Below are 23,298 nucleotides of genomic sequence, written 5' to 3' on the forward strand. Positions count from 1 at the left end.
CCCCGGCTGGCGGGGCTGGTCGCCGTCGCCGCCTGCGCGGCCCTGGCGCTCTGGGCCGCCTCGCTCGTCGACCCGGGGCCGGCCGACCGCTCACGGGCGACGCTGCCCGTCCGCGACGTCACGGCCCTGTCCTACTCCCCCGACGGCCGTGTGCTCGCCCTCACCACCCGCCGCGGCGGGACCCGCCCGTGGGACCTGGCAGACGGCCACTGGGCCGCCCCCGAGCCGGGGCCGAGCCCCCGTCCGCTGGAGGCCGGGCTCCCCGCGCTCCGGGACCTCACCTCCGCCGCGCCCGCCCCCGGCGCCGCCGTGCTGGGCAGCACCCCCGCGACCACCGGCCGCAGCGGCGTGCCCGGCGCGAGGCCGCGCGGCGGGCAGGGCCTCATGCCGGGACCCGATCCGCGGGACGGCGCCCCGGGGACGGCCGCCGCCGACCGGGCGGGCCGCTTCGCGGTCGTGCGCTCGGGAGGCTTCCTCGTGCTGCGCGACGGCTGGCGCGCGGAGACCCACCGGATGCCGCTGCCGAAGACCCGGAGCCTGCGCCTGGACGCCCTCGTGTTCGCCAGCGACGGCCTCACGATCGCCTCCGCCGGCGACCGGGCCCGCCAGTGGAACCCGCTCACCCACCGGATGCTGCCGGGCAGCTTCCCCCTCGGCGGCGACCCCGTCGTGGCGTTCGCGGCGGGCCCCGACCGGACGACCCTCGCCGTGGCCACCGCGCGGAACGGCCACCGCTCCTCCGCGCTGACCTTCTGGAGCGTCGCGGCGAAGCGCCCGCTCGGCCCGGCCAGGACGCTGCGCACCCGCACCCCGCTGCTGGCCTACAGTCCGTCGTCCGACACCGTCGCGGTCGTCTCCGGCGACGGGATCGTCCGTTTCTTCGACGCCGCCGCCGACCGCGGCGTGGGCCGCCCCCTGCCGGGCCACGACGGGACGATCCGCGCCCTGTCCTTCAGCCCCGACGGCCGCACCCTGGCCACCTCCGACGGACGGACGGTGAAGCTCTGGGACGTTCCCTGAATTGGGACGTTCCATAAGAAATGCCTGCATGACACCCGGATCCGGCCGGACGCATCCCGCGTCTGATCGGTCATGCGCATTCACACGGGGCGCACCCTGCGCCGGATCGCCTTCACCTGGCTCACGCCGCCCCTGCTGGTGCTGCTGCTCCTGGGCCTGTGCAGGATGCTGGCGCCGGGCTCCTCGGTGAACCAGTCGCTGCCGGACTTCTTCGAGCGCGAGTTCTACCCCAGCGGATCCCTCTACCCGTTGACCGGCTACGCGTGGCTCCTGATCGCCATCGGCCTGTTCGCCACGGCGATGATCGTCTTCGACCAGGTCGACAGCGGCGGCGGTTCCGGCGGCGGTGGCCTGCTCGTGGCCGCCTTCGCGCTGCTCGGCGTGTTCGTGCTGGCGGTGCCGTTCATCACCGCGGTGTGGAACAACGACAAGGACCACGGCCGCTTCTACAGCGCGGCGACGGTCTACCACGTGCCGAGCGTCGAGGACCCGCCCTCGTCCCTGACCGGCCTGCTGGAGGGCGCGAAGCCGGGGACGAACGGCTGCGACCGGGCCGGCGCCCACGACGTGAGGTCCTGTGTGAAGGTCGACGACTCGTTCAAGACGCTGGCCTGGGAGCCGCGCACGACCTCGCTCGCCGCGGCCAGGACGGCGATGACGAACGCCGCCTCACCCGTCCAGAACGTCGACGTCATGGACGGCAGCCTGTCCTACCTCTACGGCGAGACCGCGGGCCAGGGCCGCTGGGCGGCCGTCCTGGACGGGACCGGTGCGCAGTCCGCCTACGGGGTCGCCGAGTGGGACGGCTCGGCCAACGCCGTCCGGGTCTGCCGGTTCACCGGCGGCCACCGGTTCGACCGGGCCTTCGGCGGGTCGGGCGGCAACAGCCTGCACAACCTGCTCGCCGACCGCTTCTCCGGCCTGCACTTCGACGAGGACGACGTGTGGGGCTACTGCCAGGGCGACGAGCCGCGCATCGTCGTCCGGGTGACCTCGGGCAAGGGATACGCCAACCGCCGGGTCGAGGTCCCCGCGGGCGTCCTGATCCTCAGGGGCTCGCCCTCGGGCCGTCCGGTGATGGAGCACCGGGCGAGGATCGGGCCGGGCGAGCTGCCGGGGCCGGTCTACCCGACGAGCCTGGTCCGGGTCCAGAAGGACGCGAACTCCTGGACGGCCGGACGCGCCAACAAGGACGAGAAGGCCTACGGCTACCAGCGTTCGGAGTACAAGACGCAGAAGGACAACCGGGGCGAGTACCTCATGCGCGGCACCGACCGCCGCCTCTACTACCTGACCCCGCTGACCCCGCACGCGAGCAAGTCCGAGTCGCTCATCGCCTACGGCGTGGTCCGCGCCGACGAGGTCGCCTCGGGACGGCTCAACACCTACGACATCCACGTCCTGGCCGACGGCGACCCGGCGGTCGTCAGCCTGCCGAACCTGGACGCCAAGGCCATCGCCTACGTCTCCGGGCCGCAGAGCCCCTACCCGAACTTCCTCAACTCGGGCGGCGCCCTCCAGGAGTTCATGCCCCTGGGCGGCGGCAAGTGGCGGGTCTACGGGGTCCAGAACGGCCAGACCGTCTTCTACATCGACCTGGCGTCCACCGGCGCGCTCCAGCCGAAGACCGTCCTGCCGGGGGCTCCGCAGGCCGCCGCGCCGTCGAAGGACCTGACCTGCGCGAGCCCGCCCAAGGACCTCCCCGACCGGCTGCTCGCCCAGTGCCTGTCGGACCTGGCCTCGGAGCTGCGCCGCCGCAACCCCGGCGGCTGATCCGCGGCCGCTCAGTCGCGCGGCCTCCTGGAGGCGGCCGCGCGCTGGAGCAGCCAGCCGCCGTAGACGGCGAGGGCGGCCAGGCCGGGCCTGCGGGTCTCCGGTACGGCCACCGCGGCGCCGATGGCCAGCTCGGTGACGCCGTTGCGCTTCACCCAGGTGGCGGTGTCGTTCGGGAACAGCGGCCTGGTGATGACCTCGAACGGTTTCGGCACGATGAGATGGGCGGCCCCCGTCGCGGCGAGAACGATCCCAGCGGTACGGAAATTCGGCATAAGTGATCCCTTTCCTCGGAAAGTCACCTTAGTCATGGCGGAGGAGGCGGGAGAGGGTGCCCTCCAGGGCGGCCAGGCGGGAGGCGATGAGCGTCAGCGGGTCGGCGGGGGCGTGGTGGGCGGCGCGGAGGGCCGTCCAGCGGGCCCGTTCCTCCTCCGTGAGCGAGCCCCTGAGCTCGGCGAGGCGGAGCAGGCCCGGTTCGGCGTCCGGGCCGAGGGTCTGCGCCTCGGCCCGGTAGTGGGCGTCGAGAAGGGCGTCGACCTCCCGCCGGGTCATCGCCGGGACGATCCGTGAAGCGAGGCGGTTCATGTCACGGTAGGAGCCCTGGAGCCGGAACGGCGGCTCGTCCGGGCGCAGGGCCGAGCTCACATAGGCCTGGTCGACCTTCAGCAGCACCTCCTGGACGTGCAGCAGATGCCGCAGCACCTCGATCGTCCGGGAGAGGGCCTCGGCACCGGGCCCGCCGGTCAGGCCGCCGGGGTCCGCGGGCTCCCCGCGCGCCAGCCGGACCAGCACGGGCAGGTCCTCGCGCGGGTACGGTGCCAGGACCTCGTTGGCGGCCTGCACGTTCTCCAGGTAGCTGAGGGCGAACAGGTCCTCCCGCCCGGACAGCAGGGCTCCGAGATCGTGCACGTCGGCGCGGCTGGCGAGCATGCCGGGCAGTTCGAAGCGGTCGCCGTGCTCGGTGTAGGGGTTGCCCGACATGCAGACGGCGAACCGGCGCCCGCGCAGGTCGTAGGTGCGCGGACGGCCCCGCCAGGTTCCCTCGACCCGCCGGGTGGCGTCGCAGAGCGGGACGAACTTCTCGAGGAAGGCGGCCGAGCAGTGCTGGACGTCGTCGAGATAGAGCATCGTGTTGCTGCCGAGCTCGAAGGCGAAATTGATCTTCTCCAGCTCCTCGCGGGCGACCGCGTCGGGCGCCTGGGCGGGATCGAGGGAGACCACGTCCCGGCCGAGGGCCGTCGCGTTGACCTTGACGAACACCAGCCCGAGCCGCGCGGCCAGGTACTCGATCAGCGTCGACTTCCCGTAGCCCGGCGGCGAGACCAGCAGCAGGAGCCCGCCCGCGGCCCCGAACTGCCGGGCCAGCGCGTCACCCGCGAGCGGCAGGTAGACCCGGTCGATCAGCGAGTTCCGCACGAACGAGCCCATCACCTGCGGCCGGAACCGCTCCAGCCGCAGCCGGTCCCGTTCCGCCGCGACGAGCTCCGCCCTGGTCCGCTGGTAGGCCCGGTAGGCCGGGACGCGCTCCGCGGCGAACTCGCCCGTCCGGGCCAGGAACTCGTCCAGGCGCAGCTCCAGCCGTCCGTCCCGGATCCTCGGGTGGACGCCCAGCAGGCCGTCCACTGTGACCGTCAGCCCGGCCGAGGACTCCCGCCGCGGCAGTTCCGGGCAGGTCTCCACGGCGATCGCCTCGGCCAGGTCCTCCTCTCCCGAGCCGGTGCCGCGCACGTAGGCCGTCAGCCAGGCGGCGGCCTCTCCTTCGCGGCCGTCGTCACCGGCCGCCCGGCGGAAGGCCTCGGTGAGGCGCAGCGCGCTCTCGCTCGTCACGAACGCGAACTCCTCGCGTGACAGCTCCGCCACCAGGTACTCGCCGGACAGCCGGTGGCCGCCGATCTCGCGTTCCAGCCGTCCGGCCAGCTCGGCGAGCTCCGCCGGGACCCCTCCGAACCTGGCACCGGCCCTGGCCAGCGACAGGGCCCGGGCGCGCAGCCCGGCGGCGGTCTCCGCGGGGAGGGCGGCCCAGTGGCGCTGGGCGTCGGCGCGGGCCTCCGCCGGGTAGCGCAGGAGATCGGCGCCCGCCGACAGCCGGTGGAGCGCGCCGAGGACGAGGGCGGCGTCGTGGTCGTGGACGCCCCGCTCGTAGCCCTCGTCGTAGCGGTCGGTGAGGGCGTCCTCGACGCCCGTCCCCGACGCCAGCAGCGTGGCCGCCAGGTACTCGGCCCGGTAGACCGAGGGCGACTCCGAGACCAGCGGCTGGTCCCAGAACCGCTCGGTCCCCGCCAGCCCCGGGTCCTCGGCGGGCGAGCGGTAGCCGGTGCCGGTGATCGTGAAGGTCAGCGCCCCCTCGGACGGGATCAGGGTCAGTTCGGGACGCTGGGTGTTGATCTCGAAGGAATGGGCGCCCAGCCGGAGCGTGCGGCCGTCGCCGAGATCGCGGCGGTCGCGCAGGGTGCGGTGGGCCTCGGTCCTGACGGCGTCGAGCCGTCCGGTCAGCTCGGTGGCCCGGACCTCGGCGCCCAGCCTGCGGAGTTCCGCGGCGATCGCCCGGACCCGCCGGACGGTCGGATCGGCGGCGAAGCAGGCGTCGATCTCCTCGGGGGTCTCCAGGGCCGAGCAGCGCCGGGCCACCCCGTCGAGGACGCGCTCGGCGGCCGCGGCCAGCCGGTCGGCGCGGCGGGCCCACTCCTCCAGCAGGACCTGCTTGCGGGCGGTGAGGGCCTCGTAGACGCCGTCGCGCTCGGCGGCCAGCTCCTCGGCTCGTTCGGGGAAGCGGGCGTCGAGGTCGTCCAGGCGGGGCAGCAGCCGGACGAGCTGCTCGTCGCAGCGCTCCGGGGTGTCGGCGACGGCCAGCGCCCCGGCGACCGCCTGGCCGAGCAGCGCGGACTCCGCGGTGTAGGCGGCGGCGTGCTCGGCGGCCGTCAGCTCGCGGGCTCGGGCGTCGAGGGTGGCCCTGGCCCGGTTGACGGCCGCCATGATCTCGGCCAGCCGGGTGAGGATCTCGGTCCTGACGGTCGCGTCCCCGGCCTCGAGCCCGCCGACGGCCGTCACGACGATCTCCAGCCCGTCGGTCTGCCCGGCGAGCCGCTCGCGCAGCGGCCCGGCCTCGGCCGCGGTGCCGATCCCGGCGGCCTCCCCGGTGAGCCGGACGAGCTCGGCGTGGTAGCCGGTGAAGGCCTCGGGGCGGCGGAAGAAGCCGACGGCCCGTCCGGCCAGCGCTTCCGACTCCTCCTCCAGCACGGCACCGAGGGCGTCGAGCCGCCCGGTGTCGAGGAAGCGGACCTCGGCGAGGGCGGCCAGCCGTCCCCGTTCGAGGCGGGGGGGGCCCGGCGCCCCCCCCCACGCGGGGGCGGCCCCCGGCGGCTCGCGGCGCAGCAGGGCCGCGCCCCGCGCGGCGGCCTCGTCGAGGCGGCCGGCCGCCTGCTCGGTCAGCACGGCGACCCTGGCGGCCTCGGCGAGGGTCCGCTCGGCGCACTCGCCGATCTCCCGGACGGTCTCCAGCAGCCCGAGCCCGTCCAGCCAGTGGTAGCGGTCGGCCGCCCGGGAGCAGGCCTCCGCCACCGCGGCCAGGCCCACTCCCTCGGCGGCGAGGCGGGCCAGCGAGAACAGGTCCGCGATCCCGTGGACGAGGTCGGCGTTGCCGATCCGCTCCAGCGGCCCGTCGCCCCGCGGCGGCGGCTCGACCGCCAGGAAAGGGGTCCGCCACAGCTGGACGGTGTGCGCCCGCGCCGGTTCCGCCGAGTCCGCCCGCAGGACGGCCAGGGTCCCGTCGTCGTCGAACAGCGCATAGCCGTCGCAGGTCAGCGGGGTCGCGGCCGCCTCGCCGATCAGGTTGTAGGGCATCAGCAGATAGCGGCCCGAGATCCGCTCGTGGAAGACGTACAGGACGTCCTCGCCGTTGGCCGAGCGGATCGTCCGCTCGTACTCCATGCCGTCGGCGGGCACCGCGAAGGTCCGCATGCCTCCGGTGGCCAGGCAGTACCCGCCCGGGAAGATCACTCCCTGGCCGGAGGGCAGGGTCAGGCAGGCCGAGCCGATCCCGTCCAGCCTGCGGATGGTGCCGGTGAGGGTGTTGCAGACGAGATGGCGCCAGGCCTCCTCCTTGTAGGGCCTGATCCGCAGCAGGGTGAGCGGGCCGATCGCGGCGTGCAGGATCTCGGCGTCGGCCAGGCTCTGGAGCGGCTCGGCCACCTCCTCGGTGTGGACGGTCGCGCCGAGGCTGACGGTCAGGCGTCCGGCGGTGCCGACCGTGACCGGGCCGACCGCGACGATCTCCTCGGTGCCGGAGACCCCGATCCGGTCCTCGCGGCCGGTCTCCGTCCACGCGAAGTCGTAGGGCGGCGGGTAGACGTGGTCGGGGTCGCCGAGGTTGTCACGGTAGGAGTCGTCGGGGTTCCATCGCAGCACACGCGTGTCATAAAGGGCCTCCAGACCGGTCTGGAAGACGGCCAGCAAACGGCCGTCGACCCTTCTGAGCTGGAGCAGGCGGGTGTCGCGGTAGTACCGGTAGAGCTCGGCCAGGTCCCGGTCGGCGGCGTCCTCGGCCAGGGGTTCGGCGACCGTCAGGTCGCGGGAGCAGCGAAGCAGGACGCAGCGGCCGTCCGCCCCGTTGGCCCCGAACAGCAGGCCGCCCCGGAAGACGGCCAGGTCGCGCGGCACGCAGGAGCCGGTGGTGAGGCGCGCGGAGGCGGTGAGGGCCAGGTCGCCGCCGCCGAACACCGCGAGCCGGTCGGTGTTGAGGCCGGCCGCCCGCCGCGAGAGCTCGGCCGCCCCCGCGGCGAGGCGGTCACGGAGCACTTCGAAGGCCCCCGCGCTCGAAGTGCTCGTGTTCGCCGTGCCCTCGGTCGCCGTGCCAGTGGTCGCCGTGCCAGTGGTCGCCGTGCTCACTGGTCGGCGGCCGCCGATCCGTCCGCGACGGCCAGATGCTCGACCGGGTCGAGGCCGGTGCGGGCGCGCTGGGCGAGCACCGCCGACAGGCTGAGGTTCTTCAGGTCCTCCGTGGACACCGAGCCGAGCGCGCCGATCAGCTCGCCCGGCAGGTTCCGGGTGCCGTTGAGGTAGGGCTCCCCGAGCGCCCTCGCGGTGTCGGAGTGCCGGACGAACCCGTCGACCGCCTTGCCGGCCGTGACCGCGCCGACCAGCTTGTCGAAGAACACGCTGTCGCCGCCGACGATGTCGATGTCGGCGTGCTCGAGCCCGGCCGCGACCACGGACGCCTGGGCGATCGCGATCTCCTTCTGGACGTCGAGCCCGGCGGTCCTGATCTCCTTCTCCGCCGCCAGCAGGAGCCGGAACTCCTCGTGGCCCCGGCCCGCCTCGTCGAGCGCGGCCATCGCCTCGGCCTTCCTGGTGAGCCCCTCGGCCTCGGCCTCCAGCATCGCCTGGATCCCGGCGGCCTCGCCGCGGCCCTTCTCCGCGGTCACCCTGGCCTCGACCAGCCCGTACTTCTCCTCCGCGTCCGCGGCGGCGGCCCTGACCTCGACCTCGGCCAGCCCTGCCGCGGCGGCCTCGGCCCGGTCGCCCTCGGCCAGCCGGATCTTCGCGGCGGCGTCGAGGTCGGCGCTCCGCTCCCTGGCCTCGGCGAGGGTGAGGCTCTCCTCCTTGCGGTGCAGGGCGGCCTGCGCGGCGGCCTCGGCCGCCTTGATGTCCTTGACCAGCAGCTCCTGCGCCGCCGCCTCCGCGTGGATGATCAGCGAGGCCCGGTCGCGCTCGGCCTGCTCGACGACCCTGACCTTCTTGATCGCCTCCTCCTGCTCGGCGACGGTCCGCTCGACGGCGATCCGCTCCCTGATCACCTCGGCGACGTCGCGGCGCTCGCCCTCGATCTCCTTGTCCTTGGAGATCCGCCTGAGCTCGGTCTCCCGCTCCCGCGCGATGACCTCGAGCATCCGGTCCTTCTCGATCCGCTCGTTCTCGACCGCGATGACCCGTTCCCGGTTCTTCTCCGCGACCGCGATCTCGCGGTTCTTGTTCTCCTGCTGGACGCCGAGCTGCTCGTCGGTGCGGAGCGCGGCGGCCTGGGAGATCAGCCGCTCCTCGGCCTGCACCCGGGCGATCTCGGCCTCCTCGCGGGCGCGGACCGTCTCGATCTCGCGGCGCTTCTTCACCTCGGCCTCGGCCTGGCGGCGTTCGAGCTCGAGGATGGTCTCGCGGGCGTCGACGTTCTGCTTGGTGATCTCCTTCTCCTCGTTCCGCTGGTAGGAGTTGGTGCGGATGTGCTCCAGGGCCGTCAGCTCCGTGATCTTCCGGATGCCCTGGGCGTCGAGGATGTTGTTGGTGTCGAGGGTGAACAGCGGCGTCTGCTCGAGATGGTCGATCGCCGCGTCCTCCAGGTAGTAGCCGTTCAGGTCGGTGCCGATGATGGCGACGATCTGGTCCCGGAACTCGTGCCGGTGGGTGTAGAGGTCGACGAAGTCGAACTGCTTTCCGACGGTCTTGAGCGCTTCGGAGAACTTGGCGTTGAACAGTTCCTGGAGGGTGTCCTCGTGCGAGGCGCGCACCGTTCCGATCGCCTGCGCGACCTGGAGGCACGACTCGTGGGTCTTGTTGATTTTGACGAAGAACATGATCTTTATGTCCGCGCGGATGTTGTCGCGGCAGAGCAGCCCCTGGTTGCCCGAGCGCTCGATCTCGATGGTCTTCACCGAGATGTCCATGACCTCGGCCCGGTGCAGGACCGGGAGGACGACGGCGCCGGTGAAGGAGACGTCCACCCTGCGCGTCTTGGAGATGATCAGGACCTTGCCCTGCGGGACCTTGCGGTACAACCGGGTCAGCACGGCCGCCAGGACCAGCACCGCCAGGGCCACGAGCCCGGAGGACAGGACGATTCCCGTTATCAAGGCGTTCATTGCTTGCCTTTCAGCAAGGATGGCCGCCTCACGGAAGCGTGCGGAAGTCCACCGCCGACCAGGCTTCCCGGCACACCGTCACCGAACTTACGTAAGGCTTATTCGCGGCGTCCAGTGATTTCCGCGGGCGATTTCCTCAGGCGATTTCCGCGACCTGTCCGTTATCCACCCGCAGATTCCGGGTCGTGTGGACGGCGTCCAGCATCCGCCGGTCGTGCGTGACGAGCAGCAGGGTGCCGGGGTACTCGGCGAGCGCGGTCTCCAGCTGCTCGATCGCCGGCAGGTCGAGATGGTTGGTCGGCTCGTCCAGGACCAGCAGGTTCACCCCGCGCGCCTGGAGCAGGGCGAGCCCGGCACGGGTGCGCTCGCCGGGCGACAGGGTGGCCGCCGAGCGGGTCACGTGGTCGGCCTTCAGGCCGAACTTCGCCAGCAGGGTCCGGACGTCGCCGGGGTTCAGCTCGGGAACGTGCCGCTGGAAGGCGTCGACGAGCGGCTCGTCCCCTTCGAACAGGCGTCGTGCCTGGTCGACTTCGCCGACCACCACTCCGGGGCCGAGCGACGCGCTGCCCTCGTCGAGGGGGAGGCGGCCGAGCAGCGCCGCCAGCAGCGTCGACTTTCCCGCCCCGTTGACGCCCGTGATCGCCACCTTTTCGGCCCAGCCGATTTCCAGGTCGACGGGCCCGAGGGTGAAGGGGCCTCGGCGGACGACCGCGTTCCGGAGCGTCGCGGTGACCGCTCCCGCGCGCGGCGCGGCGGCGATCTCCATCCGGAGTTCCCACTCCTTGCGCGGCTCGGCGACCTCCTCCAGCCGTTCGATGGCCTTCTCGGTCTGCCGGGCCTTCGCGGCCTGCTTCTCGGTCGTCTCCTGCCGCTTGTTGCGGCCGATCTTGTCGTTGTCCTTGCTCTTGCGACGGGCGTTGCGGACGCCGGTCTCCATCCAGTTGCGCTGCATGTTCGCGCGGTCCTTGAGGTCGCCGAGCCGGTCGGCGTACTCCTCGTAGTCGTCGCGGGCGTGCTGGCGGGCGATCTCACGCTCGCGCAGGAACGCGTCGTAGCCGCCGCCGTAGACGTTGATCTGCTGCTGGTGCAGGTCGAGTTCGACGATCCGGTTGACGGTCCTGGCCAGGAACTCGCGGTCGTGGCTGACCAGGACGGTCGCCGCCCGCAGCCCCTTCACGAACCTCTCGAGCCGCTCCAGGCCGTCGAGGTCGAGGTCGTTGGTGGGCTCGTCCAGCAGGAAGACGTCGTAGCGGCTGAGCAGCAGCGACGCCAGCCCGGCCCGCGCGGCCTGCCCGCCGGACAGCGAGGTCATCTCCTGGTCGAGCGAGACCGCCAGGCCCAGATCGGCGGCGACCTCCTCGGCCCGTTCGTCGAGATCGGCGCCGCCGAGGTTCAGCCAGCGTTCCAGCGCGACCGCGTACTCGTCGTCGGCACCCGGCTCACCGGCGGAGAACCGCTCCGTGGCCTCGTCGAAGGCCTTCTGGGCGGCCGCGACCCCGGTCCGCCGGGCGAGGAAGGCCCGGACGCTCTCCCCCGGACGCCGCTCGGGCTCCTGCGGCAGATAGCCCACGGCCGCCTCGGCCGGGTTCACCTGGACGCTCCCGTCCTCGGGCGCCAGCAGCCCGGCGAGGGTCCTGAGCAGCGTCGACTTGCCGGCTCCGTTCGGCCCGACGAGCCCGATCAGGTCGCCGGGCGCGACGACGAGATCGAGCCCCTGGAACAGGGCCTTGGCCCCGTGACCGGCGGCCAGGCCCTTACAAACGATCGTCGCGCTCACCCCTCAACGGTACCGGTGCGCGCCCCGGCGGAGCGCGCACCGGCCGTTCAGGTACGGGCGGGTTCGGGGGCCGCCACGGCCGCGTCCGCGCCGCGCCGGGTGCGCAGGACCACCGCGACCAGGACGGCTCCCGCGAGGGTGGCGAGGCCGTCGGCCAGGATCGCGGTGCGGACGCCCGACAGGACGGTCGAGCCCGCCGTGGCCACCGCGCTGAGGATCGGGATGCCCGAGGTCAGGGCGACCTGCTGGGTCATGGTGGCGAGGCCGGTGGCCAGGCCCTGCTCCCCGTCGGGCAGGCCGGAGGTGACCGTCCCGAAGAACGCGACGATCCCCGCGACGTGCCCGAACGCCCCCAGCGTGCCGAGGACGAGCGTCAGCGCCAGCCCGGCCGTCCTGTTTTCACCGACCGTGACGAGCGCCAGCGCGAACGCCCCCTGGACGGCCAGCCCGCCGGCGAGTGTCGCGGTGAGGCCGATCCGCCCGATGATCCTCGGCGCGAGCAGCCCGCCGAGGAACGCCCCGCCGCCGATGACGCCGAAGGCCAGCCCGGTCGCCATCGCCGAGAAGCCGAGGACCTTCTGGAGGTAGAGGGTCATGAGGAAGACCAGCGCCGACTCCAGCGCGAAGACCAGGAACCCGGCGACGTTCCCCCACCGGACCGTGGGCCTGGCCAGGACCTTCGGCGAGGCCAGCGGCTCGGCGGCGGAGCGTTCGATCAGCGCGAACGCCACGAGCAGCACCAGCCCGACGAGGATCATCCAGCGCTCCACCGTGATCCCGTAGATGAGGGCGAGGAGGCCGCCGCTGACCGTCAGGGCTCCGGGGACGTCCAGCCGGGCGTGGGCGGAACTGCGGCTCTCGGTCAGGTGGATCGGCGCGAGCACGATCACCACGACCGCGATCGGCAGGTTCACCAGGAACGCCCAGCGCCAGTTCAGGGCGTCGGTGAGCACGCCGCCGAACAGCGCCCCGACCGTGAACCCGCCCGACAGCAGCGCCCCGTTCAGCCCGAGCGCCCGGTCGCGCAGCGGCCCCTCCTCGAACGAGGTGGTCAGCAGCGACAGGGCGGCCGGGGTCGCGATCGCGGTCGCCAGGCCCTGGAGCACCCGGCCCGCGAGCAGCATCCCGGGGTCGACGGCGAGGCCGCCGACGAGTGAGCCGATCGCGAGCAGGACCATCCCGGCCATGAGCATCCGGCGGCGGCCGACGAGGTCGGCGACCCGGCCGAACATCAGGGTCAGGCCCGCGGCGGGCAGCGCGAACGCCGTCGCGATCCACTGCAGGTCGTCCAGGCCGAAACCGAGGCCCTCGCCGATGACGGGCATCGCCACGTTGAGGATCGAGAAGTCGATGGCGAGCATGAACTGCACGCCCAGGAGCAGCATCAGCACCGTGCGTTGCTTGGAGGTCATGCCCGACAGCCTCGGCGGCGCGGCCTCCGCTACCCAGATCCCTGCGCTGGGTACCACTGCCAGGGTCAGGATAAAGGCAACCCCGTTCGCGATAATGGAGTCCATGGAGCAGTTGGGGGAATTCCTGAAGTCCCGGCGCGGCCGCCTCACCCCGCTCGACGCCGGGCTGCGCAGTTACGGCAGCCGCCGCAGGGTGCCGGGGCTGCGCCGCGAGGAGCTGGCCCAGCTCGCGGGCGTCAGCATCGCCTACCTGACCCGGCTGGAGCAGGGCCAGTCGCTGAACGCCTCCGACGCGGTCCTCGACGCCCTGGCCGGCGCCCTCCGTCTGGACGACGACGAGCGCGCCCACCTCCACGACCTGGCCAAGGCCCGGCAGCGCAGGCCGCGCCGCCCCCGGCCCGAGCAGGCCAGGCCGATGACGATGCGGCTGCTCCAGAACCTCACCGACGTGCCCGCGCTGGTCCTCGGCTGGCGGACCGACATCCTCGCCTGGAACGCCCTCGGCCATGCCTTCTTCGCCGGGCATCTCGACCCCGGCGGCCCCTACCGGCCCGCCGACCGTCCTTACATGGCCCGGATCATCTTCCTCGATCCGCATTCGCGCGACTTCTACGCCGACTGGAAGGCCAAGACCGCCGAATGCGTCGCCTACCTGCGGCTCGCCGCCGGACGCAATCCCGACGACCCGGCGCTGGCGTCCCTGATCGGCGAGCTGTCCGTGAAGAGCCCGGAGTTCGCGAAGCTGTGGTCGGCGCGGGACGTCAGGGACTGCCCGAACATCGAGCGCGACTTCCATCATCCGCTGGTCGGCGACGTCCGGCTGGGCCAGGAGATCGCGCATCTCGACGGCGAGTCCGTCCAGCGGCTGGTGCTGTTCCATCCCGAGCCGGGCTCGGCCTCGGACGCGGCGCTCAAGCTGCTCAAGCAGATCGCGTGCTGATCGTCACGGGGACGGGCTGAGGGCGTCCCTGACCACCGTCCGGGGGGCTCCGGTGCCGTCGGCGGGGACCGTCCAGAGGTCGGAGCCGCCCTCGCGGGCCACGGCGTAGAGCAGGGTGCGGTCGTCCTGCCAGGCGATCTGGTCGTCGACGCTGCGGCGCTCGGCCAGGGGACGGTCGGTCATCGTGGCGAGGTCCAGGACGTGCGGCTCCCAGGGGCTGCCCGAGGCGATCGAGCGGACGCGCTTCTTGTAGGCCAGGCGGGTGCCGTCCGGGGAGAGCGAGGGGCATTCGACGTTCTCGCGGAGGGCCGTCAGGGTCCTGGCGGCGACGTCGCCCCGGACGAGATGGGTGCGGCCCCGGGTGGCGAGCGTGGCGTAGAAGGTGCCGTCGTCGGCGAAGGTGACGCCCCAGATGTTGCGGTCGCGGTCGCGCGCCACCCCGCGCAGGGCGTAGGTCTCCAGGTCGACGGGGTCGCCGCCGCGCAGGTCGAGGACCGAGGTGCGGGTGGTGAAGTCGACGCCGGTGTAGGAGTCGCCGGTGACGAACATGGTCCAGGCGACGAGGTTCCCCGACGGGCTGACGCGGGCGCGCGACGGCGTCCCGGCGACGGCCAGGGTGCGGACCGGCCGCAGCCGGGCGTCCAGGATCTCCGCGCTGTAGGACGGGATCAGCCCGCCGTCGTCGTGCAGGCAGACGCCCGTGCGCGCGGCGGCGTAGAAGCGCATGCACTGGCGGGCGCTGACGACGCGGCGCCCGTCCCTGAGCACGGCCAGCCGGTTCCCCGCCTTCATGTCGCGGAACAGCAGCCCGCCGAGCCCGACGTCCTCCGCGGCCGGTCCCGCCTGCGGGCGCGCCCGCAGCACGAATCCGGCCGCCGCCGCGGCGAGCACCAGCCCGGCCAGCGCGAGCACCAGCACCCTTCGCCCCATCCCCCGATTGTCGCGCGGCCCCGGAGCGGGTCAGGACGTGGCGGCGCGGGCGATCGAGCGGACCTCCTGGGCGGTGTCGCGGGCCTGGGCGATCGCGGCGCGGAGGTCGGGTTCGGGATCGGGCGAGGCGCGGGCGACGGCGAGGGAGCGGGCGACGGCGGACAGCCCGGAGCCGAGCCGGTCACCGAGCTGGTGGGCGAAGCGGGCGCGTTCCCGCGCGACCGCGGCGGCGGCGAGTCCGGCGCGGGCCCTGGTGAGCTCGCGGGCGAGCCTGCTGAGCTCGAGTGTCATCCAGTAGGCGATCTGGGTGTACAGGGTCGAGTTGAGCGTCAGGAACAGCAGGCCCGTCCCCTGGACGCTGCCCGGCCACACGCCCGTCTTGAGGATCACCACGCTCGTGTACCAGGTGCCCGCGAGCCAGCACGCGGTGAACGCCGCCACGGCCGCCCGGCGCGGCAGCACCCACACCGCCCCGGCCGCGAGGGCGGCGAGCTGGTCGTAGGGCGCCCAGCCGAGCAGGCACGGGACGACCGCGAACACGGCCTGGACGGCCAGCAGCCGCACCGGACGGGCGACCGGCCTCGCCGCGGCGAAGCGGAAGAGGATCGCGTAGACCACGACCGTCGCGGCGAGCGAGGCCGCGATCACCGGGGCGGGCGCGCCGCGCCAGAAGTGCGGATCGAGGGAGGCGAGCCCCTCCAGCGCGAGGACCAGGCCCGCCAGCGGCGCGAACTCCCGCCACCGCGCGGGGACGCCCCCGCGCGCCGGGCGCGGGATCTTCGCGGTCAGGGTGAAGACCCCGTCGTCCAGGCCGGTCTCGACGGTCCCGCCGTGGGCGGCGAGCCGTCCGCGCAGGCCGCGCAGGCCCGAGCCCGGCGGCGACGCCGAGGGAACCGCCCCGTTGTTGGACACCCGCAGCCCGCCGGGGCCCGCGACGATCTCGCACCGGTCGGCCGCGCTGTGCCGCAGGACGTTCGTGACGGCCTCGCGCAGCACGTAGGCCAGCTCCCGGTCCGCGATCTCGCCCGGACTCCCGGTGACCGTGATCTCCGCCTCGACGCCCGACCGGCCGAGCACCGAGCGGGCCGCCTCGATCTCGGCGCGGAGAGAGGTGGGCGGGGTGCCCCGGGCGACCGTCCCGAGGTCGGCGAGCGCCTGGTCGACCAGCCCGGCCGCCAGGTCGAGCTCCTCCCCTGCGTCCCCCTTGCGCAGCGCCCTCAGCACGACCTCCAGCCGGACGATGATCACCGTCAGGCTGAAGCCGAGCAGGTCGTGGACGTCACGTCCCGCCCGCAGCCGCTCCTCGGCGAGGCTGATCTCGGCGACGTCCCTGCGGGTGGTCTCCAGCCGGTGGGTGACCCGGGCGAACCTGGCCAGGACCGCCACCTGGATGCCGATCGAGACATTGTTGATCATCCAGTAGGCGACGTGCCCGCACAGGTCCTTGCCGAACGCCCCGGCCGGCCAGGCCGTGGAGTCGATGACCAGCGTCGCGGCGAGCAGGGCCGCAGCCCAGGTCCACCGGGTCCGCCCCTGGAAGAGGACGTAGACGGCGGCGAGGGCGTATCCCGTGTTCGCCTGGAGGTGGATCGGGGTGAGCACCGGCAGGAAGCAGACCACGAGGACCAGCGCGAACAGCGCCCGCCGGTGGCGGAGCCGCAGCCGGCCGAACCGCGGCAGCACGATGAAGATCAGGATCAGCGGCAGCAGCCCGACGCACCCGGCCCACAGCAGATACGGCCAGGCGAACTTGTCGATCCCCGGCCGGGAGATGATCAGATTCCCCGCCCCGCCGAACAGGCCGAGAACGATCAGCCCCCCGATGACGAACCCCTCGGCCACCCGCGCTGCCTTCGCTTCCCCCACCGGCGTGATCTTAGGCCGATATCCACACAGACCGCCGCACCAGAATGAACGAATGTTCATTCTGCTCTGGAGCTATCGTTCATCCCATGGAGACGATGCGCGAACGGCTGCTCTCGGCGGCCCTGCGGGTGATGACCGAGAAGGGCCTCGCCGCGACGACCATCAGGGAGATCGCCAAGGCCGCGGGGGTGGCCGAGGGCAGCGTGTACACGCACTTCGACGGCAAGGCGGCGCTGATCACGTCGGTCTTCCTCGAACGCATGCCGAAGATCGAGATGCGGAACGCGGTCAAGGCGCTGACCGCCTCCATGGACGATCCCGACCCCCTGGCCAGGCTGCGCGAGTTCGCGCTGGCGGCCATCACGGCCTACCGCGAGCTCGACGCGATGGCCGGCCTGCTGCTCGGCGATCCCGAGACCGCCTCGCTGCTCCGCGCCGAGCTGGCGGCCCGCCGCGTGGGCCCCGGCCTGGGGATCCAGGCCGTCACGGCCTATCTGCGCCTCCAGGAGGATCGCGGCCTGATCGCGCTGGCCATGGACCCCGCGGTCGCCGCGGCCGCCCTGATGGGCGCCTGCCACGAGTACTCCTTCCAGGCCCTGTTCCACGAGGAGTCCCCCTTCGGCAGGACGGCCGAGACCTTCACCGCGCAGCTCGTCGCATCCTTGGTCCGCATTCCCGACGCTTGACGCCGGTTGAACAAACACTCATTCTGGATTGAGCACACACTCACCCAGGGAGAGCATCATGATCACTGTCTTCGGGGCGTCCGGCCGGATCGGCGGCCTCCTCGTCCGCCAGGCCCTGGACTCCGGCCACGAGGTGCGCGCCGTCGTCCGCGGAACCCTCACCGAGGCCGCCCGGCCGGGCCTCACCGTGATCCGCGCGAACGTCCTGGACCCCACCGAGATCACCGAGGCCGTCACCGGCGCCGACGCGGTCTTCTCCACCCTCGGCCCCCCGAACACCAGACCCACCACGATCCTGACCGACGGCCTCCGCAGCATCACCACCGCCATGACCAAGGCGGGCACCACCCGCCTCCTGGCCGTCAGCGCCGACGGCGCCTACCCCAACCCCACCGACGGCCCCGTCCTCCGAGCGGTCGGCCGCCCCCTCCTCCAGCGCGTCCTCCGCCACACCTTCGCCGACGTCCGCACGATGGAGGACCTGATCCGCACCACCCCCCTCGACTGGACGATCCTCCGCGCCCCCCGCCTCACCGACACCCCCTCCCAGGGCGCCTACCGCACCTCCACCGGCACCCCCCTCCCCCGCGCCCGCAAGATCCCCCGCACCGACGTCGCCGCCTGCCTCCTCGCCCTGGCCCCCGACCCCTCCTCCCACCGCACGACGATCACCGTCGCCACCTGACCCACCCGCAACGCCCTTATTCGGATGCCGCCCACCCCCACGAGATCGGTATGATGCTCGCTGGGTCGCTAGCTCAATGGCAGAGCTCCGGACTTTTAATCCGTAGGTTGTGGGTTCGAGTCCCACGCGACCCACCAGAGCGGAGGGCGGGCTGTTCGCCGGGATCACCGGCGGGGCCCGCCGTCGCGTTTTCGGGGGGCGTGACGCTGGGTAGTCACACCGGGCAGGCGTTGATTCGGGGGGATCTATGCGTGAACGGATTGCCGGGCTGATGGGGCTGGCCCGGCGGGACCTGGAGGAACTCGTGGCCATGCGGTCGGTGGCCGACGAGCGCCTGTTCCCCGCGGCGGAGTGCCGTAAGGCCGCCGAGTGGACGGCCGAGGCGTTCAGCGCCGCCGGGGTGCCCTCGGAGCTCCACGAGACTCCGGACGGCACCTATGCCGTGATCGGGCACCGGCCGGGGCCGCCGGGGGCGCCGACCGTCCTGCTGTACTCGCACTACGACGTCCAGCCGCCCGGCGAGGGCTGGACCTCCTCGCCCTGGGAGCTGACCGAGCGCGACGGCCGCTGGTACGGCCGGGGGGCCGCCGACTGCAAGGGCAACATGGTCATGCACCTGACGGCCCTGCGCGCCGCGCTCCAGGACGATCCCCCCATCGGGGTGAAGATCGTCGTAGAGGGGTCGGAGGAGCAGGGGACCGGCGGGCTGGAGGCGTTCCTGCGGGAGAACCCGGAGATGCTGGCGGCCGACGCGGTCGTCATCGGCGACACCGGGAACTTCGCCGTCGGCGTCCCCACCTTCACCACGAGCCTGCGCGGCCGGGCCAACCTGGTCGTCACCGTCTCGACCATGAAGAGCGCGATGCACTCGGGGACCGTCGGCGGGGCCGCCCCCGACGCCCTCGCCGCGCTCGTCCACATGCTGGGAACGCTCCGCGACGCCGCGGGGAACACGACCGTCCGCGGCCTCAAGGGCGACCAGCGGTGGGACGGCGTCCAGTACCCGGTCGAGCAGTTCCGCAAGGACGCCGGGATCCTCGACGGCGTCTCGGTCATCGGCACCGGCACCGTCTCCGACATGCTCTGGGCCCGTCCGGCGCTGACCGTCCTCGGCATCGACTGCCCGCCGGTCGTCGGCTCGGCCGCGGCCGTCCAGCCGACGGCCAGCGCCCGGCTGAACCTCCGGGTCCCGCCCGACATCGACCCCGAGCAGGCCTGCGACGCCCTGATCGCCCATCTGCGGGCCGTCGCGCCGTGGAAGGTCCGGGTCGACATCGAGATCGAGGGGCTCGGCGCCCCGTTCTCCACCCGGACCAGCGGACCCGCCTACACGGCGATGACCGGCGCCCTCACCGAGGCCTACGGCAAGAAGGTCAGCACCCAGGGCGACGGCGGCTCGATCCCGCTGTGCGGCGCCCTCAAGGAGCTCTTCCCGAAGACCGAGATCATCCTCATCGGGGTCGAGGAGCCGGCCGCGCTGATCCATGCCCCCGACGAGAGCGTCGACCCGTCCGAGATCGAGAACCTGGCCCTCGCCGAGGCCCTCTTCCTCACGTCCTACGGCTGAGGAAGAGGGGCCCGGCGCCCGCTCAGTTGGCGTGGAGGGCGGCGTTGAGCCCGCCCCACGAGCCGCTGCGCTGGATGGCCTCGACCGTGCCGGTGGTGCTGTTGCGGCGGAACAGCAGGTTGTTCGCGCCGGACAGCTCCAGCGCCTTGACGACCTTGCCGTCCGGCAGCGTGACGCGGGTCCCGGCCGTCACGTACAGGCCCGCCTCGACGACCGAGTCGTCGCCGAGCGAGATGCCGACGCCCGCGTTCGCGCCCAGCAGGCAGCGCTCGCCGAGCGAGATGATCTGCTTGCCGCCGCCGGACAGGGTGCCCATGATCGACGCCCCGCCGCCGACGTCCGAGCCGTCCCCGACGACGACGCCCGCGCTGATCCGCCCCTCCACCATGGACGCCCCGAGCGTCCCGGCGTTGAAGTTCACGAACCCCTCGTGCATGACGGTCGTCCCGGCCGCGAGGTGGGCGCCCAGCCTGACCCGGTCGGCGTGCGCGATCCGCACCCCGGCCGGGGCCACGTAGTCGGTCATCCGCGGGAACTTGTCGACCCCGTAGACGGCCAGCTGCCCGCCCTCGGCGCGGACGGCGAGCCTGGCCGCCTCCAGCCGGTCGACCGGGGTGGGGCCGATCGACGTCCACGCGACGTTCGCGAGCAGCCCGAACTGGCCGTCGAGGTTCAGCCCGTGCGGCCGGACCAGCCGGGAGCTGAGCAGGTGCAGCCGGAGGTAGGCGTCGTGGGCGTCCTTCGGCGCGTCGGCGAGGGAGGCGATGGTCGTACGGACCGCGATCACCTTGACGCCGCGGCGGGCGTCGACGCGGACGGCCGCCGCCAGCTCACCGGCCTCGGCGGCGTCGAGCTCGACGGTCCCCGCGGCACCGCCGGCCTCGGTGAGCGCGGGTGCGGGGAACCAGGTGTCCAGCACGGTTCCGTCTTCGGCGACAGTGGCAAGACCGACGCCGACCGCGCCGGAAACAGTTTCAGAGGTCACGTCGAGCAAGATTACGGGACGCGCCGCCCGGTGCCGGACCGTGCTCCAGGGAACCTCGGGCCCGCGCCGGTCGTCAGAAAATACATGGCCCAGCCGCTGCCCCCCGACCGAGTGGAAGCGATCCTCAACTCCGCGATCGTCCAGTACGCGGGATTCGGCTGGCGGATCGAGACCCGGTACCGCGACCAGGCCGTGCTGGTCAGGGGCGGGACCACCAACCACGTCGCGCACGCGCTGGCCACCTTCCTCATGTGCGGCCTGTGGCTGCCGGTCTGGGTCGTCTTCGCCGTCGCCGACGCCCCGAAGCGGGTCGTCCTCAGCGTCGACGCCTACGGCCAGGTCCACGCGGGCGGCGCACCGTTCACCGCGCCCCCGGCGCCGCGCTTCAACGGCAACCAGCACGCGATCGCGGTCGCGACCATGCGCCGCAGGCTCCGCCAGGAGTCCCGCGAGCTGAGCCGCGACACGATCCTCGCCCGCGACCTGCGCATCGGCCGTCCCGATCTGCCGCGGCACTACGACGACGGCGGGCTCATCGACATCAATCACGTGCCCGCCGCGACGCTGACGGCGATCACCGGGATCACTCCGGAGCTCGCCGAGCACATCGTGACGGTCCGCGAGCACGTCACGGCGTTCGCCTCGGCGGAGGAGCTGTCGGCCGTCGCGCAGCTTCCGCCGCATCTCACCCCCGAGATCGTCGAGTACGGCCTGTTCCTGCCCTGAGGCTCCACCACCACTGCGAAATGCCTGATTTGCTATGGTGCTGCGGATTGTTGCCGTGGCAATTGATGGGGGATGTCCCAGATGGCCGTGCCCGCCGATTACCCCTATCCGCGCGTCGCCGCCCTGCGTCTCCCCCGCCCGAGCACCTCCCCCACCGCCCCCGACCCCTCCCGCACCGCGCCGGTCCCGCCCGCACCTCCCCGCGTGGGCGTCCGGGCCGTCCTCCTGCCCCGCCTGGCGTCGCTCCGCCTCCCCGCCTCCTGGCGGCGCCGATGACCACCTCAAGGCCCTCCGCACAGGCCCCGAACCGATCGGGACGACCACCGCGATGACCGACCACGAACCCCTTCCCCCCGACGGCCCGCCGCCCGGCCCCCGGCACCAGCGCCCGGCGTCCGCGCCGGAACCCGCGCCCCCCGCCGACCGGCCCGGCGCGAACGGCACCGGCGAGCATCCCGCCGTCAACGGCTCGCGCCCCCGGCAGGAGCCGCCCGCCGCGCCCGAGCCTCGGCCCGAGCCCGTCCGGCCGCGGGGAGCCGCGGTGACGGGCGCGGTGCGGCGCTTCCGGCCCGGACGGGCACTGATCTGGCTCTCCGGCGCCCAGCCGGACGTGCTGGAGCGCGCCCCCGGCGACCGGGCCAAGTACCAGGGCATCGGCGGAGCGGTCCTCACGACGGCGGCGCTGGCGGCCGTCTCGATGTTCTTCGCCCTGCGGATGGCGGTGAAGGCCCCCTGGTACGGGGCGCTGCCGATCGCGGCGATCTGGTTCCTGGCCATCCTCAACCTGGACCGCTGGCTGGTCGTGTCGATCCAGCGCGGCCAGCGGGCGCTGCTCGTCGCGGTGCCGCGGCTGCTCATGGCGCTGCTGTTCGGCTTCATCATCTCGACGCCGCTCGTCCTGCAGATCTTCCAGCCCGAGGTCGAGGCCGAGATCAACAAGATCCGCCTCGCCCAGACCGAGTCGTTCCAGGGCACCCTCACCAACGGCGAGACCGGCAAGAAGATCAAGGACCTCCAGGCCCAGGAGGCCGCCCTCCTGAAGACGATCTCCACCGGCGGCGAGGTCACCGACGTCGAGGCCGATCCGACGATCGTCTCCCTCCGCGCCCAGCTCAAGGACTGGACGGCCCGCCGCGACAAGGCCCGCGCCCTCGTCGCCTGCGAGGAGACCGGCAACGCCTGCCCCCAGGGCACCCGCAAGTCGGGCCAGGGCCCGATCTACCGTCAGCGCCTCGCCGAGCAGGAGGACGCCCAGCGCGAGGTCGACCGGCTCAACACCCGCATCGACGCCCGCGTCAGGGAGCTCTCCAACGGCTCGAAGACCACCCGCGAGCAGACCCTGGCCGAGGCCAACGAGGCCCTCCCCGGCGTCCAGTCCCAGCTCAAGACCCTCCGGAAGATCCAGTCGGACGAGCAGAGCGCCTTCGAGTCCGCCAACGAGGCCAACACGGGCCTCCTCATCCGCCTGAAGGCCCTCAACCAGGCCTCGGCGGGCGACTTCACCCTCGGCATGTGGCGCGTCCTGCTGTTCCTGCTGATCACGACGATCGAGTGCCTCCCGATCTTCGTCAAGGTCCTCCAGCTCTACGCCCCCCGCACCACCTACGAGACCCTCGCCGACGCCGACGCCGAGGCCCGCATCACCCACGGCAGGCACTCTGACCAGGTCACGGCCCTGGACCAGACCGCCCAGCTCACCCAGACCCGGTCGCTGACCGAGGCCCGTTCGGCCGCCGCCCACCAGATCAGCGCCCTCACGACCGAGGCCGAGGTCCGGGTCGCCGCGGCCGTCCTGGCCGCCTGGGAGGCCCGCGAGATCGCCAACATCCCGCACAACCTCGACGCCTACCTCACGACCACGACCTCCACCCACGCCCCGGCCCCCGAGCCCCCGGCCCCCGCCCCGTTCGCGGGCCCCCCGATCGGCGGCGTCACCCCCTACTACGCCCCCGCCTTCGACGAGAACGCCCGGCGGGCCGACCGGCACTAGGGGCTGTTTCAAAGTCAACTGCCCTACTGCGCGGCGTCCAGGCACGCACCTCGCGAGGTTGTCGTCGGTCGCCGACCCAACCAGGTCGACTCC

Annotated in this window: 17 protein-coding genes and 1 tRNA gene; 10 read left to right on the forward strand and 8 right to left on the reverse strand. The window is 73.1% G+C overall.

Going from position 1 to position 23,298, the window contains the following annotated elements; genetic code table 11:
• Together ABD785_RS39750 and ABD785_RS39755 are read left to right on the forward strand one after the other, a co-directional pair.
• Positions 1-1,020, forward strand: a 1,020-nt coding sequence (locus tag ABD785_RS39750; protein WP_425547876.1) for a WD40 repeat domain-containing protein, incomplete at its 5' end; no start/stop codon positions are given.
• A 72-nt stretch (positions 1,021-1,092) separates the two neighbouring features.
• Positions 1,093-2,793 carry a hypothetical protein gene (locus ABD785_RS39755; RefSeq protein ID WP_344839652.1) on the forward strand — a complete coding sequence of 567 codons (1,701 nt, stop codon included), beginning with the start codon at positions 1,093-1,095 and terminating at the stop codon, positions 2,791-2,793.
• Between the two features lie 11 nt (positions 2,794-2,804).
• On the opposite strand, the gene ABD785_RS39760 is transcribed toward ABD785_RS39755, so the two are convergent.
• From ABD785_RS39760 to ABD785_RS39780, 5 genes are all read right to left on the reverse strand, one after another.
• A complete protein-coding gene (locus tag ABD785_RS39760) occupies positions 2,805-3,068 on the reverse strand; it encodes a hypothetical protein (RefSeq protein WP_344839654.1) in 264 nt (87 codons plus the stop codon).
• A 28-nt stretch (positions 3,069-3,096) separates the two neighbouring features.
• Positions 3,097-7,587 carry a DNA repair ATPase gene (locus tag ABD785_RS39765; protein ID WP_344839656.1) on the reverse strand — a complete coding sequence of 1,497 codons (4,491 nt, stop codon included), beginning with the start codon at positions 7,585-7,587 and terminating at the stop codon, positions 3,097-3,099.
• A gap of 86 nt (positions 7,588-7,673) precedes the next feature.
• Complete coding sequence (locus ABD785_RS39770) at positions 7,674-9,641, reverse strand: flotillin family protein (RefSeq protein ID WP_344839659.1); 1,968 nt, start codon at positions 9,639-9,641, stop codon at positions 7,674-7,676.
• A 136-nt stretch (positions 9,642-9,777) separates the two neighbouring features.
• Entirely contained in the window at positions 9,778-11,418 is a 1,641-nt protein-coding gene (locus ABD785_RS39775) for an ABC-F family ATP-binding cassette domain-containing protein (protein WP_344839664.1), read from the reverse strand.
• 47 nt (positions 11,419-11,465) lie between these two features.
• The gene (locus ABD785_RS39780) at positions 11,466-12,830 is read right to left on the reverse strand and encodes an MFS transporter (RefSeq protein WP_344839668.1); all 1,365 of its coding nucleotides are present in this window, start codon (positions 12,828-12,830) and stop codon (positions 11,466-11,468) included.
• 103 nt (positions 12,831-12,933) lie between these two features.
• On the opposite strand from ABD785_RS39780, the gene ABD785_RS39785 reads away from it, so the two are divergent.
• The gene (locus tag ABD785_RS39785; protein WP_344839672.1) at positions 12,934-13,770 is read left to right on the forward strand and encodes a helix-turn-helix transcriptional regulator; all 837 of its coding nucleotides are present in this window, start codon (positions 12,934-12,936) and stop codon (positions 13,768-13,770) included.
• A gap of 3 nt (positions 13,771-13,773) precedes the next feature.
• On the opposite strand, the gene ABD785_RS39790 is transcribed toward ABD785_RS39785, so the two are convergent.
• Together ABD785_RS39790 and ABD785_RS39795 are read right to left on the reverse strand one after the other, a co-directional pair.
• Positions 13,774-14,700, reverse strand: coding sequence for a TolB family protein (locus ABD785_RS39790; protein WP_344839676.1), 927 nt, complete (start codon positions 14,698-14,700; stop codon positions 13,774-13,776).
• Positions 14,701-14,730: 30 nt separating this feature from the next.
• Positions 14,731-16,566: a sensor histidine kinase gene (locus ABD785_RS39795; RefSeq protein ID WP_344839680.1), complete on the reverse strand. Its 1,836-nt coding sequence runs from the start codon at positions 16,564-16,566 to the stop codon at positions 14,731-14,733.
• Positions 16,567-16,652: 86 nt separating this feature from the next.
• Between ABD785_RS39795 and ABD785_RS39800 the strand changes: the two genes are divergently transcribed.
• The 4 genes from ABD785_RS39800 (at position 16,653) to ABD785_RS39815 (ending at position 19,504) form a co-directional block, all read left to right on the forward strand.
• Positions 16,653-17,252 carry a TetR/AcrR family transcriptional regulator gene (locus ABD785_RS39800; RefSeq protein WP_344839683.1) on the forward strand — a complete coding sequence of 200 codons (600 nt, stop codon included), beginning with the start codon at positions 16,653-16,655 and terminating at the stop codon, positions 17,250-17,252.
• A 58-nt stretch (positions 17,253-17,310) separates the two neighbouring features.
• Entirely contained in the window at positions 17,311-17,937 is a 627-nt protein-coding gene (locus ABD785_RS39805; RefSeq protein ID WP_344839685.1) for an NAD(P)-dependent oxidoreductase, read from the forward strand.
• 62 nt (positions 17,938-17,999) lie between these two features.
• Positions 18,000-18,074, forward strand: a tRNA-Lys gene (locus tag ABD785_RS39810).
• 110 nt (positions 18,075-18,184) lie between these two features.
• Complete coding sequence (locus tag ABD785_RS39815; protein WP_344839688.1) at positions 18,185-19,504, forward strand: dipeptidase; 1,320 nt, start codon at positions 18,185-18,187, stop codon at positions 19,502-19,504.
• Between the two features lie 22 nt (positions 19,505-19,526).
• On the opposite strand, the gene dapD is transcribed toward ABD785_RS39815, so the two are convergent.
• The gene (gene dapD, locus ABD785_RS39820) at positions 19,527-20,489 is read right to left on the reverse strand and encodes a 2,3,4,5-tetrahydropyridine-2,6-dicarboxylate N-succinyltransferase (protein WP_344839690.1); all 963 of its coding nucleotides are present in this window, start codon (positions 20,487-20,489) and stop codon (positions 19,527-19,529) included.
• 111 nt (positions 20,490-20,600) lie between these two features.
• Here dapD and ABD785_RS39825 point away from each other — a divergent pair, with 111 nt between their 5' ends.
• From ABD785_RS39825 to ABD785_RS39835, 3 genes are all read left to right on the forward strand, one after another.
• Positions 20,601-21,215, forward strand: coding sequence for a ComEA family DNA-binding protein (locus tag ABD785_RS39825; protein WP_344839693.1), 615 nt, complete (start codon positions 20,601-20,603; stop codon positions 21,213-21,215).
• Between the two features lie 72 nt (positions 21,216-21,287).
• On the forward strand, positions 21,288-21,491 hold the full coding sequence (locus ABD785_RS39830; RefSeq protein WP_344839697.1) for a hypothetical protein: 204 nt from the start codon (positions 21,288-21,290) through the stop codon (positions 21,489-21,491).
• 52 nt (positions 21,492-21,543) lie between these two features.
• Positions 21,544-23,205: a DUF4407 domain-containing protein gene (locus ABD785_RS39835; RefSeq protein ID WP_344839699.1), complete on the forward strand. Its 1,662-nt coding sequence runs from the start codon at positions 21,544-21,546 to the stop codon at positions 23,203-23,205.
• The last annotated feature ends 93 nt before the right edge of the window (positions 23,206-23,298 follow it).

It is taken from the genome of Actinocorallia longicatena (assembly GCF_039534125.1).
Taxonomy (GTDB): Bacteria; Actinomycetota; Actinomycetes; order Streptosporangiales; family Streptosporangiaceae; genus Actinocorallia; species Actinocorallia longicatena.